This is a genomic window from Serratia surfactantfaciens, from assembly GCF_001642805.2.
GTDB classification, from domain to species: domain Bacteria; phylum Pseudomonadota; class Gammaproteobacteria; order Enterobacterales; family Enterobacteriaceae; genus Serratia; species Serratia surfactantfaciens.
The window spans coordinates 3,935,193-3,960,980 of record NZ_CP016948.1 but is presented as its reverse complement, the minus strand read 5'-3'; the positions used below and the strand labels follow the sequence as shown (position 1 = coordinate 3,960,980).

The 25,788-nt window shown below is 63.8% G+C and carries 9 protein-coding genes; 8 read left to right on the top strand and 1 reads right to left on the bottom strand.

Annotation, left to right across the window (positions count from 1 at the left end; all coding sequences use genetic code 11):
* Positions 1–57: 57 nt before the first annotated feature.
* The 5 genes from ATE40_RS18520 to ATE40_RS18500 all read left to right on the top strand — a co-directional run bounded on the left by ATE40_RS18520 (position 58) and on the right by ATE40_RS18500 (position 5,163).
* Positions 58–501, top strand: a complete 444-nt coding sequence (locus tag ATE40_RS18520; RefSeq protein WP_063918678.1) for a lipocalin-like domain-containing protein — start codon at positions 58–60, stop codon at positions 499–501.
* The gene (locus tag ATE40_RS18515) at positions 498–1,166 is read left to right on the top strand and encodes a glutathione S-transferase family protein (RefSeq protein ID WP_019453191.1); all 669 of its coding nucleotides are present in this window, start codon (positions 498–500) and stop codon (positions 1,164–1,166) included. Before ATE40_RS18520 ends, ATE40_RS18515 begins: the two co-directional genes overlap by 4 nt.
* Positions 1,167–1,213: 47 nt before the next feature.
* Positions 1,214–1,621: a VOC family protein gene (locus ATE40_RS18510; protein ID WP_063918679.1), complete on the top strand. Its 408-nt coding sequence runs from the start codon at positions 1,214–1,216 to the stop codon at positions 1,619–1,621.
* A 333-nt stretch (positions 1,622–1,954) separates the two neighbouring features.
* A complete protein-coding gene (locus ATE40_RS18505; protein WP_063918680.1) occupies positions 1,955–3,316 on the top strand; it encodes an NCS2 family permease in 1,362 nt (453 codons plus the stop codon).
* A gap of 197 nt (positions 3,317–3,513) precedes the next feature.
* A complete protein-coding gene (locus ATE40_RS18500) occupies positions 3,514–5,163 on the top strand; it encodes a Na+/H+ antiporter (RefSeq protein ID WP_019453188.1) in 1,650 nt (549 codons plus the stop codon).
* A gap of 75 nt (positions 5,164–5,238) precedes the next feature.
* Here the strand turns inward: ATE40_RS18500 and ATE40_RS18495 are convergent, their stop codons facing one another.
* Positions 5,239–6,126, bottom strand: a complete 888-nt coding sequence (locus ATE40_RS18495; RefSeq protein ID WP_019453187.1) for a LysR family transcriptional regulator — start codon at positions 6,124–6,126, stop codon at positions 5,239–5,241.
* 140 nt (positions 6,127–6,266) lie between these two features.
* Between ATE40_RS18495 and ATE40_RS18490 the strand changes: the two genes are divergently transcribed.
* The 3 genes from ATE40_RS18490 (at position 6,267) to ATE40_RS18480 (ending at position 25,763) form a co-directional block, all read left to right on the top strand.
* A complete protein-coding gene (locus tag ATE40_RS18490) occupies positions 6,267–6,689 on the top strand; it encodes a CidA/LrgA family protein (protein ID WP_004936830.1) in 423 nt (140 codons plus the stop codon).
* Positions 6,682–7,371 (top strand): LrgB family protein, encoded by a 690-nt coding sequence (locus ATE40_RS18485; protein WP_004936833.1) that lies wholly within the window; start codon positions 6,682–6,684, stop codon positions 7,369–7,371. Before ATE40_RS18490 ends, ATE40_RS18485 begins: the two co-directional genes overlap by 8 nt.
* Before the next feature lie 611 nt (positions 7,372–7,982).
* A complete protein-coding gene (locus ATE40_RS18480; protein ID WP_084799183.1) occupies positions 7,983–25,763 on the top strand; it encodes a non-ribosomal peptide synthetase in 17,781 nt (5,926 codons plus the stop codon).
* The last annotated feature ends 25 nt before the right edge of the window (positions 25,764–25,788 follow it).

Here is a 25,788-nt window from a genome sequence, read left to right as displayed (position 1 = left end):
GCGCGCGGTAAAAATCATCACTACCCTTTACAGACGATCCTTAACCGGAGAAGACTGATGACGGTAAACGCGTTTATCGGCAGCTGGGCGCTGGTGTCGTCGGCGTTTAAAAATCAGGATGGCGAGTTGAATTATCCGCTGGGTGAGCAGGTGTTGGGGCGCATCCACTATGAGGCCAATGGCACGATGGCGGCGCAGCTCTACAGCGCCGTGCGGCCGCGTTTCGCCGCCGCTGATTTGGCGCAGGGGTCCGAACGCGAGATCCATACCGCTTTCATCAATATGATTTGCTACTTCGGCCGCTATCAGGTGGAGGAAAGCGAGCTGCAGGTGGTGCATCAGGTCGAAGGCTGTTCGTTCCCCAACTGGATCGGCAGCCGTCAGGTACGCTTTTACGCTTTCAGCGGCGATCGGCTGACGTTGCGCACGGTTCCGCTGCAGCTCGGCAACGGCTTGCAGGTTGGCGAGCTGGTGTGGCAACGGACAGGAGCCTCGTCATGATCATTGTTCATCATCTCAATCACTCGCGTTCGCAGCGCATTCTGTGGTTTCTGGAAGAGCTGGGCGTGCCCTATCAGGTGCAACGCTACGAGCGCGATCCGAACACCATGCTGGCGCCGCCGGCGCTGAAAAAGATCCACCCGCTGGGCAAATCGCCGGTGATCGTCGACGGCGATCTGACGCTGGCGGAATCCGGCGCCATTATCGAATATTTGCAGGAAGCCTATGACGCGCAAGGCATGTTCATGCCGACCGATTTCCACGCGCGTCAGCAATACCGCTACTGGCTGCACTACGCGGAAGGATCGCTGATGCCGCTGTTGGTGATGAAACTGGTGTTCAGCCGTCTCGGCCAGCCGCCGATCCCGTGGCTGCTGCGGCCGGTGGCGGGCGCGATCGGCAAAGGCGTGCAGCGCGAATACCTCGACAAGCAGATCGCGCCGCACTGCGAGTACCTTGAGCAGCACCTGAACAAGGGCAGCTGGTTCGTCGGCAACGACTTCAGTGCGGCGGACATCCAGATGAGTTTCCCGCTGGAGGCGATGGCGGCGCGCGGCGCGCTGGACAATTGCCCGAAACTGCGCGGCTTCCTGCAGCGCATTCATGCCCGGCCGGCCTATCAACGGGCGCTGGAGCAGGGCGGCCCTTACGATCTGCTGAGTTAAAGCGATGGGCTATACTCGATGAGGTCATTCTTCATCGGAGGTAGCCCATGGCTACGCAAATCTTCGTTAATCTGCCCGTACGCGATCTGCCCGCCTCGATGGCGTTTTTCACCCAGTTGGGATTCAGTTTCAACCCGCAATTTACCGACGATACCGCCGCCTGCATGGTGGTCAGCGAGACGATTTACGTGATGCTGCTGACCCACGACAAATTCAGCATGTTTACCCCAAATCCGATCGGCGATGCCAGGCAGGCCACCGAGGTGCTGGTTTGTCTGTCGCAACCCAGCCGGGCGGCGGTCGACGAACTGGTGCGCAAGGCGATCGCCGGCGGCGGCAATACCTACCACCAGCCGCGGGATTATGGCGTTATGTACGGCCACGGATTCCAGGATCTGGACGGCCATATCTGGGAGCTGATGTACATGGATCCCAGTGCGGTGCAGACGCAATAATGTCGTCGTGGAAGATGTCGCTCGGGGCGTCCGGTCGCCCCGTCTTTTCGTGCAGAAGCCATTCCCGTCATTTTCTGCATAATTTGCCGCGATCTTTAGTTGATTAGACGCTAGGGAAGGCAGGATAATCGTTTGCCTTGAATAAACCACCATAAATCACCCGTACCGCGCGCTGCGAGTTAAACGTTTGCCTTGGTGCGCATCGCCGTTGGCGGTGCGACGGAAGGGCAAGGAAGCGGAACGTGACGTAAACGATTACGTGGCGATCAGGCGCGGGCGAGATTACAGGCCTGCTGCGACGGGCCGATTCATGAAACACAGGGGAAGTAACCTATGTCGAACTCTCAAGCGAACCACGCCGCAAAACCAACCGGCGGGCTTGATGGCTATTTTAAAATTTCCGCGCGCGGCAGCAGCGTGCGCCAGGAAGTGGTGGCGGGGCTGACCACCTTCCTGGCGATGGTGTACTCGGTGATCGTAGTGCCGAGCATGCTGGGCAAGGCGGGTTTCCCGCCGGCGGCGGTGTTCGTCTCCACCTGCCTGGTGGCTGGTCTGGGATCGCTGTTGATGGGGTTGTGGGCTAATCTGCCGATGGCCATCGGCTGTGCGATCTCGTTGACCGCTTTCACCGCGTTCAGCCTGGTGCTGGGCCAACACATCAGCATCCCGGTGGCGCTGGGCGCAGTGTTCCTGATGGGCGTGCTGTTTACCGTCATCTCGGTGACCGGCATTCGCGCCTGGATCCTGCGCAACCTGCCGATGGGCGTGGCGCACGGCACCGGCATCGGCATCGGCCTGTTCCTGCTGCTGATCGCCGCCAACGGCGTCGGCCTGGTGGTGAAGAACCCGCTGGATGGCCTGCCGGTAGCGCTCGGTGCCTTCACCTCCTTCCCGGTGGTGATGACGTTGGTCGGTCTGGCGGTGATCTTCGGGCTGGAGAAACTGCGCGTGCCCGGCGGCATTCTGCTGGTGATCATCGCCATTTCCATCATCGGTCTGATCTTCGATCCGGCGGTGAAATACCAGGGGCTGTTCGCCATGCCGAGCCTGGCGGACGCTGATGGCAAATCGTTGATCTTCAGCCTGGATATCATGGGCGCGCTGCAGCCGGTGGTGTTGCCGAGCGTGCTGGCGCTGGTGATGACCGCGGTGTTCGACGCCACCGGCACCATCCGCGCGGTGGCCGGGCAGGCCAACCTGCTGGATAAAGACGGGCAGATCATCAGCGGTGGCAAGGCGCTGACCTCGGATTCCCTGAGCAGCATCTTCTCCGGCCTGGTGGGCGCCGCACCCGCCGCCGTCTACATCGAGTCCGCCGCCGGCACCGCCGCGGGCGGCAAGACCGGCCTGACCGCCACCGTGGTCGGCATTCTGTTCCTGCTGATCCTGTTCCTGTCGCCGCTGGCCTATCTGGTACCGGTCTATGCCACTGCACCGGCGTTGATGTACGTCGGCCTGCTGATGTTGAGCAACGTCACCAAGCTGGACTTCAACGACTTCGTCGATGCGATGGCCGGCCTGCTGTGCGCGGTATTCATCGTGCTGACCTGCAACATCGTCACCGGCATCATGCTGGGCTTCAGCTCGCTGGTCATCGGCCGCATCTTCTCCGGCGAATGGCGCAAGCTGAACATCGGCACCGTGCTGATCGCCGTAGCGCTGGTGGCGTTTTACGCCGGCGGCTGGGCGATTTAATCACGCCTCGTTTCCCTCGCCCGGCGGGCGGGGGAAGCATGCACGGCATCTCCCTTCTTAAGATAAGTCTTCTTCTGCTCTGCACCGCGTTTTGAAAGGCACAACAAGCTTTAACCGCTGTAAAAAAAGTGATCTACTATCGGGACCAACGCAGGCCCTGAGCCGATGTCGTCTGAATCGTAGAGTCTAAGGAAAGCATGGAAATCTTTTTTACAATCCTCATTTTGATCCTGGTGGTCTCCCTGTCCGGGGTGGTGACGCGCATGTTGCCGTTCCAGGTGCCGCTGCCGCTGATGCAAATCGCCATCGGGGCGCTGTTGGCCTGGCCGCATTTCGGGCTGCACGTCGACTTTGATCCCGAACTGTTCCTGGTGCTGTTCATCCCGCCGCTGCTGTTCGCCGACGGCTGGAAAACGCCGACGCGCGAGTTCCTGCATCACGGGCGTGAAATTCTCGGCCTGGCGCTGGTGCTGGTGCTGATCACCGTGGTCGGCGTCGGCTATCTGATCTACGCCATGGTGCCGGGCATTCCGCTGGTGGCGGCCTTCGCGCTGGCGGCGGTGCTGTCGCCGACCGACGCCGTGGCGCTGTCCGGCATCGTCGGTAAAGGGCGCATTCCCAAGCCGATCATGGGCGTGCTCGAGGGCGAGGCGCTGATGAACGACGCCTCCGGCCTGGTGTCGCTCAAGTTCGCCATCGCGGTGGCGATGGGCACCATGGTGTTCACCGTGGGCGGCGCAACCCTGGAGTTCCTCAAAGTGGCGATCGGCGGCCTGTTGGCCGGTGTGGCGGTCACCTGGACCTACAGTAAATCGCTGCGGGTGATGAGCCGCTGGAGCGGCGACGATCCGGCGACCCAGATCGTGTTCCTGTTGCTGCTGCCGTTCGCCTCTTATCTGATCGCCGAACATATCGGCGTCTCCGGCATCCTGGCGGCGGTAGCGGCGGGGATGACCATCAGCCAGTCCGGCGTGATCCGCAACGCGCCGCTGGCGATGCGCCTGCGCGCCAACAGCGTATGGGCGATGCTGGAGTTCGTGTTCAACGGCATGGTGTTCATCATGTTGGGCCTGCAGCTGCCGGGCATTCTCGAGACCTCTATCCTGCAGGCGGAGCTGGATCCGACGATTCAGACCTGGTACCTGTTCGCTGACGTGGCCACCATCTACGCCGCGCTGCTGGTGCTGCGCTTCACCTGGCTGTGGGTAATGAAGAAAACCAGCAACCGCTTTATGAAAAAGCGCCCGCTGCAGTTCGGCGATTACAGCACGCGTGAGCTGTGGGTGGCGTCGTTCGCCGGGGTGCGCGGGGCGATTACCCTGGCCGGTGTGCTGTCGATACCGCTGTTGTTGAGTGACGGCACCGCCTTCCCGGCGCGCTATCAACTGGTGTTTATCGCCGCCGGGGTGATCCTGCTGTCGTTGATCGTCGGCGTGCTGGCGTTGCCGCTGCTGCTGCGTGGCGTGCAGGTCACCGACAAGAGCGCCAGCAAGCAGGAAGAGCGCATGGCGATCGCCATGGCGGCCGAAGTGGCGATCGAGAGCGTGAATAAAATGGAAGAGCGCCTGGTTGCCGATACCGAAGAGAACCTCGATCCGCAGGTATTGAAAGAGGTCAGCTCGCGGGTGACGGGCATGCTGCGGCGGCGCATCGCCTCGAAAGACGACATCGAGAATGCGCTGGCGATGGAAAACCTCGAGCGGCGTTTCCGCCTGACGGCGCTGCGCGCCGAGCGCGGCGAGCTGTACCACCTGCGCGCCACGCAGAAAATCAGCAACGAGACGCTGCAAAAACTGCTGCACGATCTCGACTTGCTCGAAGCGCTGCTGATCGAGCGCGAAGGGTAAACTTCAGACGAGGAATAAACGTTTTTCCTCTTATTTCCGCCCCGAAGGGCCGCCTGTGCGGCCCTTGTTTTTTGGCTACTTGACCGGCGGCCAGTAGTCGCGGCAGCAGGCGATCCAGGCCTGCGCGCTGTGCGACAGATAGCTGCCCTGCCGCCAGATCAGCCCGACCCGCCACTCCATGCGCGGCTCCAGCGGCAGCCAAACCAGGTTTTCCTTGTCCAGCCAGCGGCAGACCGGTTCCGGCAGCATGGCGATGCCCACGCCAGCCTGCACCATCGAGGCGAGGAAGTCCCACTGGCCGCTGCGCACCGCGATTTGCGGCTCAAAACCGGCCTGGCTAAACGCCTTCATCAGCATCTTGTACAGCGCGAAGTCCTCGTTATAAATCAGGATTGGGCTGTCGGCCAATTCGGCGATATTGATGCGGGTGCGATTGAGCCACTGCGGCGTGCGCGGCGCCACCACGCACATCGGATGGCCCAGCAGCGGCAGAAAGGTCAGCGGCTGTTCCGAATCGAAGGGCAGCACCGTCATCGCCAGATCCAGCTCGCCGGACATCACCGCCTGCTCGACCGACAGCCCGCCCAGTTCGGAAATTTTTAATTCGATGCCGGGATAGGTCTGGCGAAAACGGCGGATCAGATCGGCGATCTGCCTGCCGACCATCGGCGGAATGCCGAGCCGCAGCACCCCTTTTTTCACTGAACCGATGTCTTCCAGCTCCGCCTCCAACTGGCGGAATTCGTCGAGGATCGTCAGGCCGCGCTGATACACCGCCTGGCCGCTGTCGGTCAGACGCAGCTTGCGGCCTTCGCGGATCAGCAGCGTGCACTCCAGCTCCTCCTCCAGATGCCGCAGCATCTTGCTGATGGTGGGCTGGGTGACGAACAGTTTTTCCGCCGCGCGGGTGAAGCTTTGCTGGCGCACCACTTCAACGAAGTAGCGCAGGGTGCGGACATCCACGTTAGGGTTCTCCTTGGGGACGCTACCGGTGGGAAACTATTCCCAGACGGCATGATGTCGATAATTTTAATTCATTTCAGGCGTGGTTTCCCGGCTGCGTATACTGTAGGCCGTCAATTTATTGTTTGAGGTCATCTTTCATGTCTCTGGCGTTACGCCGCGTAGCCCCCTCCCTGCTGACCCGTTTGCAGGTGCCGATTCAGGTGGCGTTGTATGCGGCGCTGTTCCTGATCGCCGATCGTCTGGTGCAACAATTCCACCTGCCGCTTCCCGCCAATATCGTCGGCATGCTGATGCTGTTGGCGCTGATCCTGCTGCGCATTCTGCCGCTGAGCTGGGTCAAGGCCGGTTCCCGCTGGCTGCTGGCGGAAATGCTGCTGTTTTTCGTGCCGGCGGTGGTGGCGGTGGTCAACTATGCCCAGCTGCTGATGGTCGAGGGCTGGAAGATCTTTCTGGTGATCGCGGTTAGCACTATGCTGACGCTGGGCGCCACCGGGCTGGTGGTGGACAGGGTGTATCGGCTGGAGATTTGGCTGCAGCGACGGAAGCAGCGCCATGAATGATTTCATCCTTAGCCTGGCCTGTTTTCTGGCGACGCTGGCGCTGTACTTCGCCAACAAGAAACTCTATCGCCGCCGCCGCACGCTGCTGCTGATGCCGTTGGTGCTGACGCCGATGATTCTGGTGTTGCTGCTGGTGGTCACCCACATTTCCTATCAGGACTACATCGGTGAAACCCACTGGCTGCTGTGGCTGTTGGGGCCGGCGACCATCGCCTTCGCGGTGCCGGTGTACGAGAACCTGCATATCATTCGCCGCCACTGGCTGTCGCTGACCGCCGGCGTAACGACGGCGGTGCTGGTGGCGGTGTACAGCTCGGTGTGGCTGGCGCGACTGCTGACGTTGCCGGAAGAGGTGCAGCGCAGCCTGGCGGTACGTTCGATCACCACGCCATTCGCGCTGGAGGCTGCCAAGCAGATGGGCGGCCAGCCGGACCTGGTGGCGTTGTTCGTGGTGATCACTGGGGTATTTGGCATGGCGGTGGGCGATATTCTGTTCCTGCGCCTAGCGGTGCGTAGCCGCCTGGCGAAGGGAGCCGGATTTGGCGCCTCGTCGCACGGCGCCGGCACCGCCCGCGCCTATGAGCTGGGGCCGCAGGAGGGCGTAGTGTCGAGCCTGGTGATGATGCTGGCGGGAATTATCACGGTAGTGGCCGCGCCGTTGATCGGCCGGCTGATGTGGTAAGACCTCTCGGGGCGGGCTATGCCGCCCCTTTTACGTCGTCTGTCGTTGGGAACGGTGCCGTTGATTGACGCCCGAAAAAACGAAGAAATTTTTCAGCATAATTTTTCCCATCGTTATAACAAAAAACGATAGATGCGCTGCAGGCAAAATCGCCGCTCATTTTAAATGGCAATGAATTAATTAAAAAGTAAATTATTTTCATTAAAACAATAAAGTATAACTTATTGATATGGAGAGGCTCTTATCGTAAGCATTGTTGCACATTAACTATGGTGAATAATAATAAGTAATATGAGTTCCTTCCTAATTATCTCGAATTAATACAAGCGGAATACGCTCGTCATCCCTGAGTAATATCGGGGAAATAAAATGGTCATTTATTCCCTTTCGCACATTTCGCCAAAAAAAATATCCTCTCCTATACTTCACACCTCAGCAAATTGAGGCACAGGGGGAACCTCTGGATTAAGCATTACATCCTTTCTTAGTTGGGGGGAGACCCAACTTTTCTACGGTTTTTTTATTCTGACTTGAACTGTCGGGCGGCCAGGCTTTGCCTAAATCCGGACGGTCCCTTTCATTAACGTAATGAAAACGTGCTAGAGAATATTATGAACAAACAAACTGATGTGAAGAGTGGGGAATTCCGTGCGGGTGCTCATGTTGCGGTGGAGAAAGTCGAACTGCATGAAATTACCACCGCTCAGCGCGAGCTTTGGCTGAGCGCCAGCATGTCTGAAGGCTTGCCGTTCAATATGTGGGGATACGGCACGATAGAAGGGCCGTTGCAGATAGCCCTGCTGCGCCAGGCGATAGACGCGATCGTTGAAGAAACGCCGGCGATGCAGGCCCGTTTCACCGAACAAGACGGCGAGCTTTACCAATACCGTGCGGCGCGCAGTCATGATCCGCTTGCCGTGCAGGATTTCAGCAGCCACGAATATCCTGAATTAGCGGCGCAGCGCTGGATGCGGCAAGATGCCGATCGCGTGATCTCCGCGCTGGATCAGGACCTGTTCGGTTTTGCCTTACTGACGTTGGCGCCGGGCAGCTATATCCTCTACCGGCGTTTTCACCACATGCTGGTGGATGGCCGCAGCGCCGAAGAGTTCATGCGCCGTATCGTGCTGTATTACAACGCATTGGCTGAGAAAAAAACCATTCCTGAATTCAGCAATTGCAGTTTTACCCGGCTGTATGAACACGATCTGCAGTACCGCGACTCTTCCCGCTTCGCTACCGATAAACAGTTCTGGCAAGGCTACACGCTCGCCGCGCCCCATAGCCTGACGCGTCAGGAGAAACTCGTCCCTTATTCGTCCATGCAAATCAGTAATCACACACTAACAATAAATGAGATAGCGGCGATTGATCGGGGGGCGGAAAAAGCCGGCGTGCATCGCGCTCATATATTGGCGACGGCCGTCGCATTATGTTTCCATAGTATTACTGGTCAGACCTTGTTGAATTTCAGCCTGCCGGTGACCGGTACGCGAGAGCGAAACAGTATTGGCATGACCGCGAATGTGGTACCACTGATTTTAGCCATTAACCCTGAAAGTCATCTGGCTGATTTCGCACAACAGGTCGCGGCGGAAATAGCCAAAGTGGTTCGTCGGCAATTATATCGCGGTGAAGACATTCGTCGCGATCGCAGCACCATGAGTTCATCCTGGTTTGGCCCCGCCATCAATATCGTTTCCTTCGATCATGGCGATCCGTTTTGGGGATGTAAGACGCGCTGGTATTACGGCGGCAACATTGCCGTCAGCGATATGCAAATTCTGTTTTACGAAGATCAGCAGGCGCAGGAGTTGGACGTCATGTTTGCCGATGCGCCGCATGCCCATTCATTAAGCCAGCTTGAGAGTTTGCAGCGGCGTTTCCAGTTTATTCTGCGGAGCCTTTGCGAGCAGCCTGAGGGCAGCATCGCTCAGGTGATGCAACAACTTCATGCGCAGCCTGAAACGGACGTCAGCGGCAGTTTCTACGATCTTCGCCGACTGCCGCCGGCCGCCGGCATCATCCGCTGGGATCGTCCTGCCGCTGAACTGGTGCGCCTCGCGACGTCACTCGGCCATCCGTCGGGCGATTGCGCGCTGAAAATCCTGTTGGCCGACCGGGCGCTGGGCGTTGGGCGCCTGGAAATGCTGTATGACGCCGGCGATGCGGCGCCCGGTACGCTGCTCAGCGTCGACGATGCGGGCTGGAATATCGCCACGGCGGAAGGGACGGTGCGGATCGGGGGCTGGTTCACCGCCGAAGGCGAGCTGGCGCCGGGGGAAGCGCTGGCGCAGCTGCGCGGCCTGACGGTGGGCGAGCGGTTGCCGTTGCTTGACTCTTCACAGGCGAAACGGCTGGAGGAGATGCAGGCGGCCGGTGGGCACCATGCGGCCTTCTGGCAACCGCGATTGGCGCAGTTTGCCCCGGCGGCGTTCCCGGTAGCCTGGCAGCGCGAAACCCGGCCGGTATGGCAGGCTACGGCCTGGCAACACGCGGGCAAGATCGAAGTTGAATCGGTGTTAACCGGGCTGGCGTTGTATCTGGGATTGATGGGCGGCGAAAGTGATTTCCAACTTGGTTGGCTGAACGCGACGGATGACGGCATCGGCGAGCCGGGTCAGGTCTGGACGCTGCCGCTGCAGATCTCGCTGAATCCGACGCTGGGCTTCGCCGAGGCGCAGGCGCAGATGCGACGCGAATGGCAGCAGGCGCGTGCGCGCCGGGCCTACCATCCGGCGTTGCTCGGCCTGGACACGCGTTCGCGCGCCTGGTCAACCGTTGTGGCGCTATTGGGCCGCGATACCGCGCCGGGGTTCGACGAAACCCAGGAAGGCGCAGCGGCGGTTAAACGCTCCGGCGCCCGGGCAGTGCTGCAAATCAGTGAAAGCAACGGCGCTTTCCGTTGGGTGTACGACAGTGCCGCGGTGGGGGACGAGCAGATGCTGCGCGCCGCGCAGCATCTGCTGTTGCTGCTCCAGCAGGCCGCTGCGGCGCCGAATGCGCCGGTGCGTGGCGAACGTTTACTGAGCCAGGCGGAGCGAGAGCTATTGCTCAACCAGCGCAACCGCACCCACCGGGCTTTCCCGCCGGCGGCGAGCGTGTCGGCCCTGTTTGAAGCGCAGGCGCGGCGTACGCCAACGGCGCCGGCGTTGTCTCAGGGCGAGGTGTCGCTGAGCTATGCGGAATTGAACGTGCGCGCCAACCGGCTGGCGCACCATCTGGCGGCACGCGGCGTGGGGCCGGAAAGCCGCGTAGCGGTTTGCGCTGCGCGCAGCCCGGATATGATCGTCGCGCTGCTGGCGATCCTGAAAGCCGGCGGCGGCTATGTGCCGCTGGATCCGGCTTATCCCGCTGAGCGGCTGCACTATATCGTGCAGGACTGTGCGCCGGCGCTGCTGTTGGCGGACAGCGCCGGCCGCGCCGCGCTGGGAGAGGTGGCGGCGCCGCTGTTGGCTCTGGAAGACGCGCTGCCAGAGCAGGATCACGACCTGCCGCCGCGCGCGCAGCCCGACAATCTGGCGTATGTGGTTTACACCTCGGGCTCGACCGGCAAACCGAAAGGGGTGATGGTGGAGCAGGCGCACCTGATCAACCTGATCATGTGGCACTGCGCAGCGACCGGTTTGCAGGCTGGTGAACGAACGACCAGCATGGCGGGGCTGGGTTTTGACGCCAGCGTTTGGGAAATCTGGCCGACGTTGACGCAAGGGGCGATGTTGCTGCTGCCGCCGGCAGAGGCGGCGGGCAATGGCGAAGCGCTGCTGCAATGGTGGCGCGGCAGCGGTGTGCAGGTCGGGTTTATGGTGACGCCGCTGGCCGAGATCGCACTGATGGGCGAAATGCCAGCCGATCTGCGGATGCTGCTGATCGGCGGCGACAGCATTCGCCGCTGGCCGCTGCAGGCGCCGCCTGGCGTAACCATTGTGAATAACTATGGGCCGACGGAGACGACCGTGGTAGCGACGTCGGGCGAGCCGGCGGTCGGTGCGGCGATGCCGTCAATCGGCCGGCCTATCGCCAACGGCCGGGCGTACTTGCTGGATGAATATGGCCAGCCGGTGCCGCTGGGCGCCGTGGGTGAGCTGTATATCGGCGGCGCGCAGGTGGCGCGCGGCTACCTGAACCTGCCGGAGCTGACGGCGGAGCGTTTCCTGGCCGATCCTTTCGCGCCGGGTGGCCGCATGTACCGCACCGGCGATCTGGCGCGCTATATGCCGGACGGCAGCCTGGAGTATCTGGGCCGCAACGATCTGCAGGTCAAAATTCGCGGCTTCCGCATCGAATGCGGTGAAATCGAGTCGCAGCTGACTATGCATGCCGCCGTGCGCGACGCGGTGGTGGATGCACTCACTGATGGCGAAGGCGACAAACGTCTGGTGGCCTGGGTCGTGCCGCAGCCGGAAGCGGAGCGTGAGGCGTTGGCGCAGACGCTGCGCCGGGCGCTCGCTGCAGCGCTGCCGGATTATATGGTGCCGACGGCCTTTGTGTGGCTGGAGGCGTTGCCGCTGTCGCCGAACGGTAAACTGGATCGGCGCGCGCTGCCGGCGCCGGCACCGGATGCCGCCATGCGCGAAAACTATGTCGAGCCGCAGGGGGAAACCGAAACGCTGCTGGCTCAGATCTGGCAGGGGTTGTTGAACGTTGAACGCGTGGGGCGTCATGACAACTTCTTCGAGTTGGGCGGCCATTCGCTGCTGGCGGTGAAACTGATGGCGCAGCTGCGCCAGGCCGGGCTGTCGGCGAGCGTTCAGGCGCTGTTCTCCACGCCAACGCTGTCGGCTCTGGCGCAAACGCTGGTGTCGCAGCAGCGGATCAAGGTGCCGGAAAATCGGATTGCGCCGGGTTGCCGCGCAATCACGCCGCAGATGTTGCCGCTGGCCGATCTGACTCAGGCGGAGATCGATCAGATCGTCGATGGCGTGGAGGGCGGCATCGACAACGTACAGGATATCTACGCCCTCTCCCCGTTGCAGGAAGGCATCTTGTTCCACCATATGCTGGCGGAAGAGGGCGATCCCTACCTGTTATCGGCATTGCTGCGTTTCGACAGCCGGGTGCGTTTCGATCGCTGGCTGGCGGCGATGCAGCAGGTGGTGGATCGTCATGACATTTTGCGCACGGCTTTTGTCGGTGCGGGGTTATCCGAACCGGTACAGGTCGTCTGGCGTCGGGCGCGTTTAGCGGTGATCGAGCTGGCGCTGGATCCGGCCGAGGGGCCGATCGGCCGTCAGCTGGAAGCGCGTTTCGATCCCCGGCGGATCCGACAGGATCTGACGCGGGCGCCGCTGCTGTATTACGTCATCGCCGAAGAGAGCGACGGCAGCTGGTACGTCTTGCAGCAGTGGCACCACCTGATTGGCGACCACTCGACGCTGGCGATGATGGGAGAAGAAGTCAACGCCATTCTGGCCGGACGCGGCGAGACGCTGGGCAGTGCGCAGCCGTTCCGCAATGCGGTGGCGCAGGCGCGTTTGGGGCTCAGCGAACAGGAACATGAGAGTTTCTTCCGCGGCATGTTGGCGGACATCGACGAACCGGTGCTGCCGTTCGGGCTCGGCAACGTCCACGGCGACGGTCAGTGCGCCAATACCGACCGCCTGGCGCTGGCACCGACGCTGAATGCCGGCCTGCGTCGACAGGCGAAACGGCTGGGCGTCAGCCTGGCCAGCCTGTGCCATCTGGCCTGGGCACAGGTGCTGGCGCGCACCAGCGGGCGGGATGCCGTGGTGTTCGGCACGGTGCTGCTGGGCCGCATGGAATCGGGCGAAGGCGCCGAGCGGGCGCTGGGGCTATTCATCAATACGCTGCCGCTGCGGCTGGATATGGACGGGCGCAGCGTTGAGGCGTCGGTGCGGCAGGCGCATGCGCGCTTGAGCGGCTTGCTGGCGCATGAGCACGCCTCGCTGGCGTTGGCGCAGCGCTGCAGCGGCGTGAACAGCGGCGCGCCGCTGTTCAGTGCGCTGCTGAACTACCGTCACAACGACGGAGAAGAATTGGCGCTGCCGGAAGGGGTCAGCCTGATCGGCGCGGACGAACGCACCAACTATCCGTTTGTGCTGTCGGTGGACGACGGCATGGACTCGCTGGCGTTGACGGCGCAGGTCATCGAGCCTATCGAAGCCGCGCGGGTGTGCCGCTATATGCAACAGGCATTGACCGCTCTGGTGAATGCGCTGGAACACACGCCGGAAATGCCGGTGCGTGAACTGTCGATTTTGCCGGACGACGAGTACGCCTTGCTGATCAACGGCTGGAACGCAACGGCGCAGCCTTACCCGCAGGATGTCTGCCTGCATGCGTTGTTTGAAGCGCAGGTGCGCAGCACGCCGGACGCCGTGGCGCTGGTCTGCGGCGACGCCGAACTGAGCTACGCCCAGCTGAATGCGCAGGCCAATCGCCTGGCGCACGCGCTGATGCAGCGCGGCGTCGGTCCGGATTGCCGCGTGGCGGTGTGCGCCGAGCGCAGTCTGGCGATGGTGACGGCATTGTTCGGCATCCTCAAGGCCGGCGGCGCCTATGTGCCGCTGGATCCGGCTTATCCGGGCGAGCGTCTACAGTATATCCTGCAGGACGCCGATCCGGTGCTGCTGCTGGCGGATGCCGCCGGTCGCGCGGCGCTGGGCGAACACGCGGTGCCGCTGCTGGCGCTGGATGAACCGTTGCCGAACGATCTGAATGCCGATAACCCGGCATCGCGCGCGCAGCCCAATCATCTGGCCTACGTGATTTATACCTCCGGCTCGACCGGCAAACCGAAAGGCGCGATGAATGAGCATCGCGGTATCGTTAACCGCCTGATCTGGATGCAGCAGGCTTATGGATTGACGCCGGCGGATACGGTGCTGCAGAAAACGCCGTTCGGCTTCGACGTCTCGGTGTGGGAATTCTTCTGGCCGTTGATGTATGGCGCGCGCCTGGCGATGGCGCGCCCTGAAGGCCATAAGGATCCGGAGTACCTGAGCCGCGCCATCGAACAGTATGGCGTGACAACGCTGCACTTTGTGCCGTCGATGCTGCAAAGCTTCCTGTTGTATGAAGGCGCGAGCCGCCGCTGTGGGCAAGTGGTGCGCGTCATGTGCAGCGGCGAGGCGCTGCCCGCCTCGCTGGTGGCGGAGTTCTATCGCCAGATGCCGCATGTCGAGTTGCATAACCTCTATGGACCGACCGAAGCGGCGGTGGACGTGACCGCCTGGCATTGCACCCGCCAACCCGGGCTGGTGTCGGTGCCGATTGGGCGGCCGGTGGCCAACACGCGGATCTATCTGCTTGATGAACAAGGGCAACCGGTGCCGCTGGGAGCGGTTGGCGAGCTGTATATCGGCGGCATTCAGGTGGCGCGCGGCTATTTCAACCGGCCTGAACTGACGGCGGAGCGCTTCCTGGCCGATCCGTTCGATGCCGGCCACGGCGGCCGCATGTACCGTACCGGCGACGTGGCCCGCTACCTGCCGGACGGCAATATCGAGTATCTGGGGCGCAACGATCAGCAGGTGAAGATCCGCGGTTTCCGTATCGAATGCGGAGAGATAGAGGCGGCGCTGGCCGCGCATCCGCAGGTGCGTGAAGCGGTGGTGGATGCGCGCGGCGGCGACGGCGGTGAAAAACGCCTGATCGCCTGGGTGGTGCCGCAGCAGGGCGCCGAGGAGGCGTCGCTGGCGGAGACGTTGCGCCGGCATTTGGCCGACAAACTGCCGGATTACATGGTGCCGGCCGCCTGCGTGCTGCTCGAGACGCTGCCGCTGTCGCCAAATGGCAAGCTCGATCGCCGCGCATTGCCCGACCCGTCGGGCGAGGCCTATCGTCGTGAAGCCTACGAGGCGCCACAGGGGGACGTAGAACAGCGCCTGGCGGCGCTGTGGGAAGAGCTGCTGGGCGTGGAACAGGTTGGCCGCAACGACAGTTTCTTCGCCTTGGGCGGCCATTCGCTGTTGGCGGTGCGTTTGGCCAACCGCCTGCAGCAAAGCGGGTTGCCGCTGTCGCTGCAGGCGCTGTTCGCCAACCCGGTCTTGCAGGCGCTGGCGCGCCAGATCACGCAGGCAGAAAGCCTGCCGCCGGTTCTGCCCGCGCCGCGCGATGCGGCCTTGCCGCTGTCGTTCGCTCAACAGCGCCTGTGGTTCCTGACCCAGTTGGACGGCATGAGCGAAATTTACCACATGCCGCTGGCGCTGCGGCTGCGCGGGTCGCTGAATCTGGCCGCCTGGCAGAGCAGCCTCGACGCGCTTTATGCGCGCCATGACGCGTTGCGCACCGTTTTCATCAGCCGCGACGGCCAGCCGCAGGCGCTCATTTTGCCGGTCGCCGGTTTACCGCTGACGATCCACGATCTGCGCGGCGTCGCGGATGCGCAGGCGCGCGCCGCCGCGTTGATGCGGGAAGAGGTCACGGCGCCCTTCGATCTGGCCGGCGGCCCGCTGCTGCGCGCCTGCCTCATCCGGCTGAGCGACGATGAACAGCTGTTCGCGCTGACCTGCCACCACATCATTTCCGATGGTTGGTCGAACGGCATCCTGCTGCGGGAGCTGGGCGCGCTGTACGGCGCTTTGTGTCACGACGAACCGTCGCCGCTGCCGCCGCTGGCGTTGCAGTACGCGGATTACGCCCACTGGCAGCGGCAATGGTTGCAGCCGGCGCGGTTGTCGAAGCAGGCCGATTATTGGCGCCAGACGTTGGGCGACGCGCCGGCGCTGTTGACGCTGCCGACCGACCGCCCGCGCCCGGCGGTGCAGTCATTCGCCGGGGATCGGGTGGCGATCTCGCTCGATGCCGAGCTGACCGCGGCGCTGAGGCAATTCAGCCTGCGTCAGGGATGCACGCTGTTCATCACGCTGCTGACGGCGTGGAGCGTCGTGCTGTCCCGCTTGTCGGGGCAGCGCGATCTGGTGATCGGCACGCCGGAGGCCAACCGTCGCCGGCTGGAAACGGAACCGATGATTGGCTTCTTCGTCAGCACCCTGGCGCTGCGCATCGATCTGTCCGACGATCCGGATTTGCCGACGTTGGCGCTGCGCGTGCGCGATACGCTGCTGGCGGCGCGCGATCATGGCGATCTGCCTTTCGAGCAGGTGGTTGAACAGGTGAACCCGCCGCGTCATCGCGGCCATACTCCGCTGTTCCAGGTGATGTTGAGCTGGCAGGACGGTTCGGTGCACGACATCGGTCTGCCGGGGCTGCAGGCGGAAGCGATCGATGCCGGCTATGCCGCGGCGAAATATGACATGACCTTGGATCTGACCGAGATCGGCGAAGAGATCGCCGGATCGCTGTATTACGCCACGGCGTTGTTCGATCGTGAAACCGCCGAGCGCTACGGGATCTATCTGCGCCAGGTGCTGCAGGGCATCGCCTTGGCGGCGGCGCAGCCGGTTTCGCAGCTTGCGCTGTTGCCGCAGGACGAGCGGCAGCGGTTGCTGCATGGCTGGAACCGGACGCCGGCCGAACCGCAGACGGACCTCTGCCCGCACCATCATCTGGAGCGGCTGGCGCAGCGCACGCCGGAGGCGGTCGCCGTGGTGTGCGGAGAAGAACGCCTCAGCTATCGGGCGCTCAATGAGCAAGCCAACGCGTTGGCGCAGGTGTTGATCGCCCGCGGCGTCGGGCCCGATCGCCTGGTGGCTCTGTGTGCGGAGCGCGGCACGCCGATGCTGGTCGGATTGCTGGCGATCCTGAAAGCGGGCGGCGCCTATGTGCCGCTCGATCCGGCTTATACCGGCGAACGTCTGGAGTACATTTTGCAAGATGCCCGGCCGGTGTTGCTGCTGGCCGACGCCGCAGGGCGCTCGGCGCTGAGCGGGGCCGACGTGCCGACGATGGCGCTGGAGGAGGATTGGGGCGCCGAGGCCGCCAATCCGCAGGTGGCGGGGCTGACGGCGGCCAATCTGGCCTATGTGATCTATACCTCCGGCTCGACCGGCAAACCGAAAGGCGTGATGGTGGAACACCGTCAGGTTGAGCGCCTGTTTACCGCGACCGATGACGGCTTCGGCTTTGACGCCGAGGATGTCTGGTGCCTGTTCCACTCGTTCGCCTTCGATTTCTCGGTATGGGAAATCTGGGGCGCGTGGCGCCACGGCGGCCGGCTGGTGATCGTGCCGCAGGAAACGGCGCGCTCCGCTCCCGCGTTCTATCAGCTGGTGTGCCGTCAGGGCGTGACGGTGCTGAACCAGACGCCAAGCGCCTTTAAGGCGTTCATTCAGGCTCAGGACGACACGCCGCATCGGCTGCGCTACATCGTCTTCGGCGGCGAAATGCTGAATCCGGCCGATCTGGCGCCGTGGTATGCGCGTAATCGGCCGGACGCGCCGCGGCTAATCAATATGTACGGCATAACGGAAACGACGGTGCACGTCACCTACCGGGAAATGTCTCCGGCGGACATCACCGGCAGCGGCAGCCCGATCGGCCGCCGTATCCCGGATCTGCGTTTGTATCTGCTTGACGAACATGCTCAGCCGGTAGCGCAGGGCGCAGTGGGCGAGCTGTACGTCGGTGGGCTGGGGGTGGCGCGCGGCTACCTGAATCGGCCGGAGCTGAATGCGCAACGTTTCCTCGACGATCCTTTCGTGGCGGGAGAACGGATGTATCGCGCCGGCGATTTGGCGCGCTATTTGCCGAACGGTGAGCTGGAGTACCTGGGGCGCAACGATCAGCAGGTGAAAATTCGCGGTTTCCGCATTGAGTGCGGTGAGGTGGAGGCGGCGCTGCTGGGCCATCCTGAGGTGCGCAGTGTGGCGGTTGACGCCTGGCAGGACAACGGCGGCGACAAACGTTTGGTGGCCTGGGCGGTGCCGGGCGAAGGGGCGGATCGGGAAACGCTGGCGCTGCGGCTGCGTCAGCATCTGGCCGGTCGTCTGCCGGATTATATGGTGCCGACGGCCTTCGTGTGGCTGGAGGCGTTGCCGCTGACCACCAACGGCAAACTGGACAAACGCGCGCTGCCGGCGCCGGAGCTGGGCGCCGCCGCGCGCGCCGTTTATGAAGCGCCGGCCGATGAGCGAGAGCGCCTGCTGGCGTCCGTCTGGCGTCAGTTGTTGAACGTGGAACGCGTCGGGCGTCATGATGACTTCTTTGCCCTGGGCGGGCATTCGCTGCTGGCGGTACAGCTGGCCAATCGGGTGCAGCAGGCCGGCTGGCGGCTGCCGCTGTCGGCGCTGTTCGCAGCGCCGGTGTTGCAGGCGCTGGCGCAGTTGCTTGAACGGGAGGGAGCGGCGCAGCCGACGGCCATCGTGCCGACGCCGCGTCACGGCGCGTTGCCGTTGTCGTTTGCCCAGCAGCGGCTGTGGTTCCTGAGCCAAATGGGCGGGATCGGCGAGACTTACCATATCCCGCTGGCGTTGCGCCTGGACGGCGAACTGGATGCAGCGGCGTTCCAGCGCAGCCTCGACGCGCTGTATGCCCGCCACGAGGCCTTGCGCAGCGTGTTTGTCTGCCAGGATGGGCAACCTCAGGTGCGTATCTTGCCGGAGGCGGCCATGCCGCTGACGCATCACGACTTGCGCGGCGAGCGTCAGGCGGAGCCACGTTTGCAAGCACTGGCCGAATCGGCGATGAAAGCGCCGTTCGATCTGGAAGGGGGGCCACTGGTGCGGGCCTGCTTGCTGCAAGTGAGCGAGCAGCGGCATCTGTTCCTGCTGACCTGCCACCATATCGTTTCCGACGGCTGGTCTACCGGGATCCTGATGCGGGAGTTGAGTGCGTTGTATGGCGCCTTCCAACGCGGCGAACCGTCGCCGCTGCCGCCGCTGGCGGTGCAATACGTCGATTATGCCGTTTGGCAGCGCCAGTGGCTGACGCAGGAGCGGTTGGCCGAGCAGGCGACGTTCTGGCGCCGGACGCTGGGCGATGCGCCGGCGCTGCTGACGCTGCCGACCGATCGGCCGCGCCCGGCGATGCAGTCGTTCGTCGGCGGCGAGGTGCCGCTGGTCATCGACGCGGCGCTCACCGACGCGCTGCGGCGGTTGAGCCGTCAATACGGCGGCACGCTGTTCATGACGGTGTTGGCCGCCTGGAGTCTGGTGCTGTCCCGCATGGCCGGCCAACAGCAGGTGGTGATCGGCACGCCGGAAGCCAACCGCGGCAGGCTGGAAATCGAACCGCTGGCCGGCTTCTTCGTCAGCACGCTGGCGATGCATGTCGATCTGCGTGGTGAGCCGACGCTGCAAGTCTTGCTCGAGCGAGTGCGCGAGACGGTGTTGGCGGCGCGGGAAAACGGCGATCTGCCGTTCGAACAGGTGGTGGAGGTGGTCAATCCGCCGCGCCAGCTGGACGCGACGCCGCTGTTCCAGGTGATGCTGGCCTGGCAGGACGGCTCGGTGCGCGATATCGCATTGCCGGGCCTGCAAACGACGGATGCGGGGTTGAGCTATGACGTCGCGAAATTCGACATGACGCTTGAGTTGGCGGAAAGCGGCAGCGGCATTGTCGGCTCGTTGAATTACGCCAGCGCCTTGTTCGATCGCGACACGGCGGTGCGCTACGGCGCGTATCTGCAGCAGGCGCTGCGAGCGATGGCGGCGGATCTTGCTCAGCCGGCCACGCGCGTCGATCTGCTGCCTGCGGCCGAACGCCAACGTCTGCTGCACGATTGGAACCGCACCGAGCGGGCGTATCCGGCGCAGGCGTGCGTGCATCAGCTGTTCGACGAGCAGGCGCGGCGCACGCCGCAGGCGACGGCGTTGATCGATGGCGAGCAGCTTATCCGCTACGAGCAGTTGGCGGAACGCGCCAATCGACTGGCCTGGCGTCTGATTGAGGCGGGCGTGGAGCCCGGCCAGCGGGTGGCGGTCCGGTTTGAGCGCTGCGCTGCCCTGGTGATCGCCCAATTGGCGATCCTGAAAGCCGGCGCGGCCTATGTGCCGGTTGATCCGCAGCTGCCGGCCGGCCGGCAAAACTGGATCATCGCCGACAGCGGCGCGGTGCTGCTGCTGAACGGCGGTGAGGACGACGCGCAGATTGGCGTCGGCGTCGCCCGTCTGCCTCAAAGCGACGACGCGGACCTGCCGGCCGGCGCGCCGATATTGGCGAGCAACAGTCTGGATCTGGCCTACATCATGTACACCTCCGGTTCAACCGGTAAGCCGAAAGGCGTGATGGTGCCGCATCAGGGGATCAACCGACTGGTGATCAATAACGGCTATGCGGAGTTCAGCGACTCGGATCGCATCGCTTTCGCCATCAACCCGGCGTTCGATCCGGCGACGCTGGAAGTGTGGGGCGCATTGCTGAACGGCGCCGCGCTGGTGGTGGTGCCGCCGGCGGTCTTGCTGGACGCCTCGGCGTTCGCCGATCTGCTGACGCGCCAGGCGATTACGGTGCTGGTGCTGCCGACCTCGCTGTTCAATCAGCATGCGCACAGCATCCCCGCGACGTTGGCGGGGCTGAAATACCTGATCAGCGGCGGCGAAGCGGCGGATCCTCATGCCTATACCCGGGTGCTGAAGGAGGGCGGCCGGGTGCAGCTGATCAATGGCTACGGCCCGACGGAAGCCACCACCGCCGCCACCTCGGCGCACATCACCGTGGCGGCGGGGCGGCACCGTCTGCCGATTGGCCGACCGATCGGCAATACGCGGGTGTATCTGCTGGACGAACACCGTCAGCCGGTGCCGCTGGGCGCGATTGGCGAGCTGTATATCGGCGGCGTGGGCGTGGCGCTGGGTTACCTGAATCGCGAAGATCTCACGGCCGAGCGTTTCCTGGCGGATCCGTTTAACGAGGGGGGCCGCATGTATCGCACCGGCGATTTGGCGCGCTATCTGTCGGACGGCAACCTCGATTACTGCGGGCGCAACGATCAGCAGGTGAAGATCCGCGGCTTCCGCATCGAGTGCAGCGAGATTGAAGTCCTGCTGGAAACGCACCCGGCGGTGCGCGAAGCGGTGGTTGACGTGCGCGGCGCGCATCCTGCGTTGATCGCCTGGATCGTTCCGCAAGCCGAGGCCGAAGGCCGCGATCTGACAGACGAGCTGCGGCGGCATTTGGCGGCGCAGCTGCCGGACTACATGGTGCCGTCGGCCTGTCTGATGCTCGCCGACTTGCCGTTGACCCCGAATGGCAAAGTGGATCGCCGCGCGCTGCCGGCGCCGCAGGCCGACGACTTTGCGCGCGTGGGCCATGAGGCGCCTCAGGGAGAGACGGAAACCCTGTTGGCGGCGATCTGGGGCGAATTGCTCGGTCTGCCGAATGTCGGCCGACACGACAATTTCTTCGAACTGGGCGGGCATTCGCTGCTGGCGGTGAAACTGATCGCGGAGCTGCGTCGCTGCGGCCTGACGGCGAACGTGCAGACGCTGTTTACCGCCCCGACGCTGGCCTCGCTGGCGGAGGCGCTGGAGGCGCGCTGCGAAATCGAGATCCCTGAGAACCTGCTGCGGCCGGATAGCGAGCGCATCACGCCTGAGCTGTTGCCGCTGGCCTCGCTGAACCAGGCTGAGATCGACAGCATCGTGGCGCGCGTGCCGGGCGGCGTGGCCAACGTGCAGGATATCTATGCGCTGTCGCCGTTGCAGGAGGGGATTCTGTTCCACCACCTGTTGGCGGAGCGGGGCGATCCGTACCTGTTGTCAACGCTGCTGCGCTTCGAGAACCGCGAGCGTCTGGATCGTTGGCGGGCCGCGATGCAACAGGTGATCGATCGTCACGATATTCTGCGCACGGCGTTCATCAGCGAGGCGATCCGCGAGCCGGTACAGGTCGTTTGGCGCGCCGCTGCGCTGCCGTGGACTGAGTTGGCGCTCGATCCGGCGCAGGGGGCGATTGGCGATCAACTGCTGGCGCGCTTCGATCCTCAGCACGCGCGCCTGGATCTCAGCCGTGCGCCGCTGCTGAACGTGGTGGTGGCGCAAGATAGCGATGGCGGTTGGTGGATGCTGCAGCAATGGCACCATCTGGTGGGGGATCATTCCACGGCGGCATTGATCGAGGAAGAGATCGCCACGATCCTCGCCGGCAAAGGCGCCGAACTGGGGGCCGCACCGCCGTTCCGCAATGCGGTGGCGCAGGCGCGCTTGAGCGTCAGCGCGCAAGAGCATGAAACCTTCTTCCGCACCCTGCTGGCGGACATCGAAGAGCCGGTGCTGCCGTTCGGGCTCGGCAACGTGCGCGGCGACGGCAAAGGCGTCACCACGGCGCACCAGCCTATCGACAAGGCGCTGAACGAACGTCTGCGGCATCAGGCCAAGCGGCTGGGCGTGAGCCTGGCCAGCCTGTGCCATCTGGCCTGGGCGCAGGTGCTGGCCCGCACCAGCGGCCACGACCGCGTGGTGTTCGGCACCGTGCTGCTGGGGCGGATGCAGGCGGGGGAAGGCGCCGAGCGCGCGATGGGGCTGTTTATCAATACCTTGCCACTGCGCCTCGACATCGGCGATGACGATGTGGTGACGGCGGCGCGCCAGGCCCATGCGCGGCTGAGCGGGTTGCTGCATCATGAACATGCGCCGCTGGCGCTGGCGCAACGTTGCAGCGGCGTGGCGGCGGGGATGCCGCTGTTCAGCGCGTTGCTCAACTATCGCCACAACAACGGCAGCGAGCTGGTGCTGCCGGAAGGCATGACGCTGTTGAGCGCGCAGGAGCGCACCAACTATCCGTTCGTCCTGTCGGTGGAAGACGGCGGTGATTCTCTGGGGCTGACGGCGCAGGTCAGCGAGCCGGTGCCGGCGGCGAGGATCTGCGGCTATATGCAACAGGCGCTGGCCTCATTGGCGCAGGCACTGGAAAGCCAGCCGACTCTGCCGGCGAGCGAACTGGAGATCCTGCCGCCGTCAGAGCGCCGGCTGCTGCTGGAGGAATGGAATCAGACGGCGGAGCCTTATCCTGCAGAGCTTTGCGTGCATCAGCTGTTTGAGCGTCAGGCGCAGCGTGCGCCGCAGGCTGTGGCGATCGTGCAAGGCGATCGTCGGATCGGCTATGCGGCGTTGAACGCCCAGGCTAACCGGTTGGCGCATGCCCTGATCGCGCGCGGCATCCAACCGGGCGAGCGCGTGGCGGCACGCCTGACGCGCAGCATCGATCTGGTGGCGACGCAGTTGGCGATCTTCAAAGCCGGCGCGGTGTATGTGCCGATCGACCCGCAACTGCCGGCGGCGCGTCAGCAGTGGATCCTGGAGGACAGCGGCGCGCGTCTTATCGTCGGTGAAGCGACGGACGGGGATACCTTGCCGCTGCTGCGGCCGGAGGCCGCCGGCGGTGACGAGAGCGACCCGGCGTTGGCGCTGTCGAGCGGCGAAGCGGCGTACATCATGTACACGTCCGGCTCCACAGGGCTGCCGAAAGGCGTGATGACGCCGCACCAGGGCATCACCCGGTTGGTGATCAATAACCGGTATGCGGCGTTCGATGCGACGGAGCGAGTGGCTTACGCCGCTAACCCGGCCTTCGACGCCGCGACGATGGAGGTGTGGGCGGCGCTGTTGAACGGCGGCGAACTGGTGGTGATCCCGGCGGAAACCGTGATGGATGCGGCGCGCCTGAGCGCCGCATTGACGCAGCATCGCGTGACGACGTTGTTCCTGACGACCGCGCTGTTCAATCAGTATGTGTACAGCATGGGCGCGACGCTGGCCCAGCTGCGCTACCTGATCTGCGGCGGGGAAAAAGAGGAGCCGGGTGCCTTCGAACGTCTGCTGCAGGAAGCGGGGCCGGTACAGGTGATCCACGCCTATGGGCCGACAGAGGCGACGACCTTCGCGACGACGGCGACGATCGCCGAGGTGCAAGGCGCAACGCGCTTGCCGATCGGCAAACCGATCGGCAACACCCGAGCCTATGTGCTGGATGCGCGCGGCCGACCGGCGCCGCTGGGTGTTACCGGCGAGCTGTATATCGGCGGCGTGGGCGTGGCGCTGGGGTACCTCAACCGGCCGGAACTGACCGCAGAGCGCTTCCTGAACGATCCATTCAATCCGGGTGGACGCATGTATCGCACCGGCGACCTGGTGCGCTATCGGGCGGACGGCAACCTCGAGTATCAGCGACGCAACGATCGTCAGGTGAAAATTCGCGGCTTCCGCATCGAGATGGGAGAGATCGAGGCGCGCCTGGCGGCGCACCCGGCGGTGAACGAAGCGGTGGTCGATGCCCACTGCGTCGGTGCGGATACGCGGTTGATCGCCTGGATCAGCGTGCGTGAGGACGTGGCGAGCGACGGGTTGGCCAGCGAGCTGCGCCAGCACCTGGCGGCGCAGCTGCCGGACTATATGCTGCCCGCGGCCTTTGTCTGGCTGGCGGCGATGCCGCTGACGCCAAACGGCAAGATTGACCGGCGGGCTCTGCCGGCGCCGGAGATGGCCGCCGCCGCTGGCGAAGCCTACGAAGCGCCGCGCGGCGATACTGAAACGCTGTTGGCGCAGGCGTGGGCGGAGTTGCTGGGGCTGCCGCAGATCGGCAGACACGACAACTTCTTCGAACTGGGCGGCCACTCGCTGCTGGCGGTGCGCCAGGCGAGTCTGGTGCAGCAGTGGGGGATCGCACTGCAGGTACAGGCGATCTTTGACCACCCGGTGTTGGCGGATCTGGCGGCGCATGTCGAGCAGCGCACGGGCGAACAGCCGCTCAGGGCATTGCCGGCGCGCCGCAGCGGCCAGCGCCCGCCGGTATTCTTCATGCCGACCGGCTATGGCGATCACTCCTATGTTTATGAGATAGCCAAAGAGATCGATGCGGACTTTCCGATTTATGCCGTGCCATGGCCAGAGATGACCGATGCGCCGCCGGCAACGATGGAGGCGATGGCGGAGATCGTCGCCGGGGTCATCCGACAGGCGCAAGCCAACGGGCCGTATCAGCTGTTCGGTTACTCTTCGGGCGGGATCTTGACCTACATGGTGGCGGAGCGGCTGCAGGCGGAAGGGGAAGAGGTGGCGCTGGTGGGCCTGCTCGACACCATGCGGCCGCAGCAGGCGATGCGCGATGCGACGCAGCTGTTCCTCAGCTGGCTGGAGGTGGAACATCCGACGCTGGAGACGGCGCTGTTCGCCCGCCTGCAGCCGCTGTCGGTGGAGGAGGCGCTGGCCGTGCTGCACGGCCAGGGCATCAGCACTTTCCTCGACGATCTGCAGAAGGAAGCCGCTTTGTGGCGCAAGCGTTATCACTATGCGACCCTGGTCGGCGCCAGCGTTATCCGGCCGCTCGGCCTTAATCTGCACCTGTTTAAAGCGGTGGAGGAGATGCCCGGCTTGTTGAACGACGATCTGGAGGCCTACTGGCAGCGCATCAAGCCGGCGGGTTACAACCGCCGTGACGGCTCGGCGCTTGGCTGGGAAGGGCATTTGCCGGCGTCGGCGGTGACGGTCAACCTGGTCGATGGCGATCATGTCACCATGATGTCGGAAGCCGCGAACCGGCGCGGGTTAGGGGAACGCATCAGCGCCGTGCTGAATGCGCTCGCCCGACGCTGACCGCGTTGCTTGTAGGTGAAGCCCT

Excerpts from the sequence above, each read along its gene's own strand:
- ATE40_RS18520 (WP_063918678.1), top strand. The coding sequence starts at position 58 with ATGACGGTAAACGCGTTTATCGGCAGCTGGGCGCTGGTGTCGTCGGCG.
- ATE40_RS18515 (WP_019453191.1), top strand. The coding sequence starts at position 498 with ATGATCATTGTTCATCATCTCAATCACTCGCGTTCGCAGCGCATTCTG.
- ATE40_RS18510 (WP_063918679.1), top strand. The coding sequence starts at position 1,214 with ATGGCTACGCAAATCTTCGTTAATCTGCCCGTACGCGATCTGCCCGCC.
- ATE40_RS18505 (WP_063918680.1), top strand. The coding sequence starts at position 1,955 with ATGTCGAACTCTCAAGCGAACCACGCCGCAAAACCAACCGGCGGGCTT.
- ATE40_RS18500 (WP_019453188.1), top strand. The coding sequence starts at position 3,514 with ATGGAAATCTTTTTTACAATCCTCATTTTGATCCTGGTGGTCTCCCTG.
- ATE40_RS18490 (WP_004936830.1), top strand. The coding sequence starts at position 6,267 with ATGTCTCTGGCGTTACGCCGCGTAGCCCCCTCCCTGCTGACCCGTTTG.
- ATE40_RS18485 (WP_004936833.1), top strand. The coding sequence starts at position 6,682 with ATGAATGATTTCATCCTTAGCCTGGCCTGTTTTCTGGCGACGCTGGCG.
- ATE40_RS18480 (WP_084799183.1), top strand. The coding sequence starts at position 7,983 with ATGAACAAACAAACTGATGTGAAGAGTGGGGAATTCCGTGCGGGTGCT.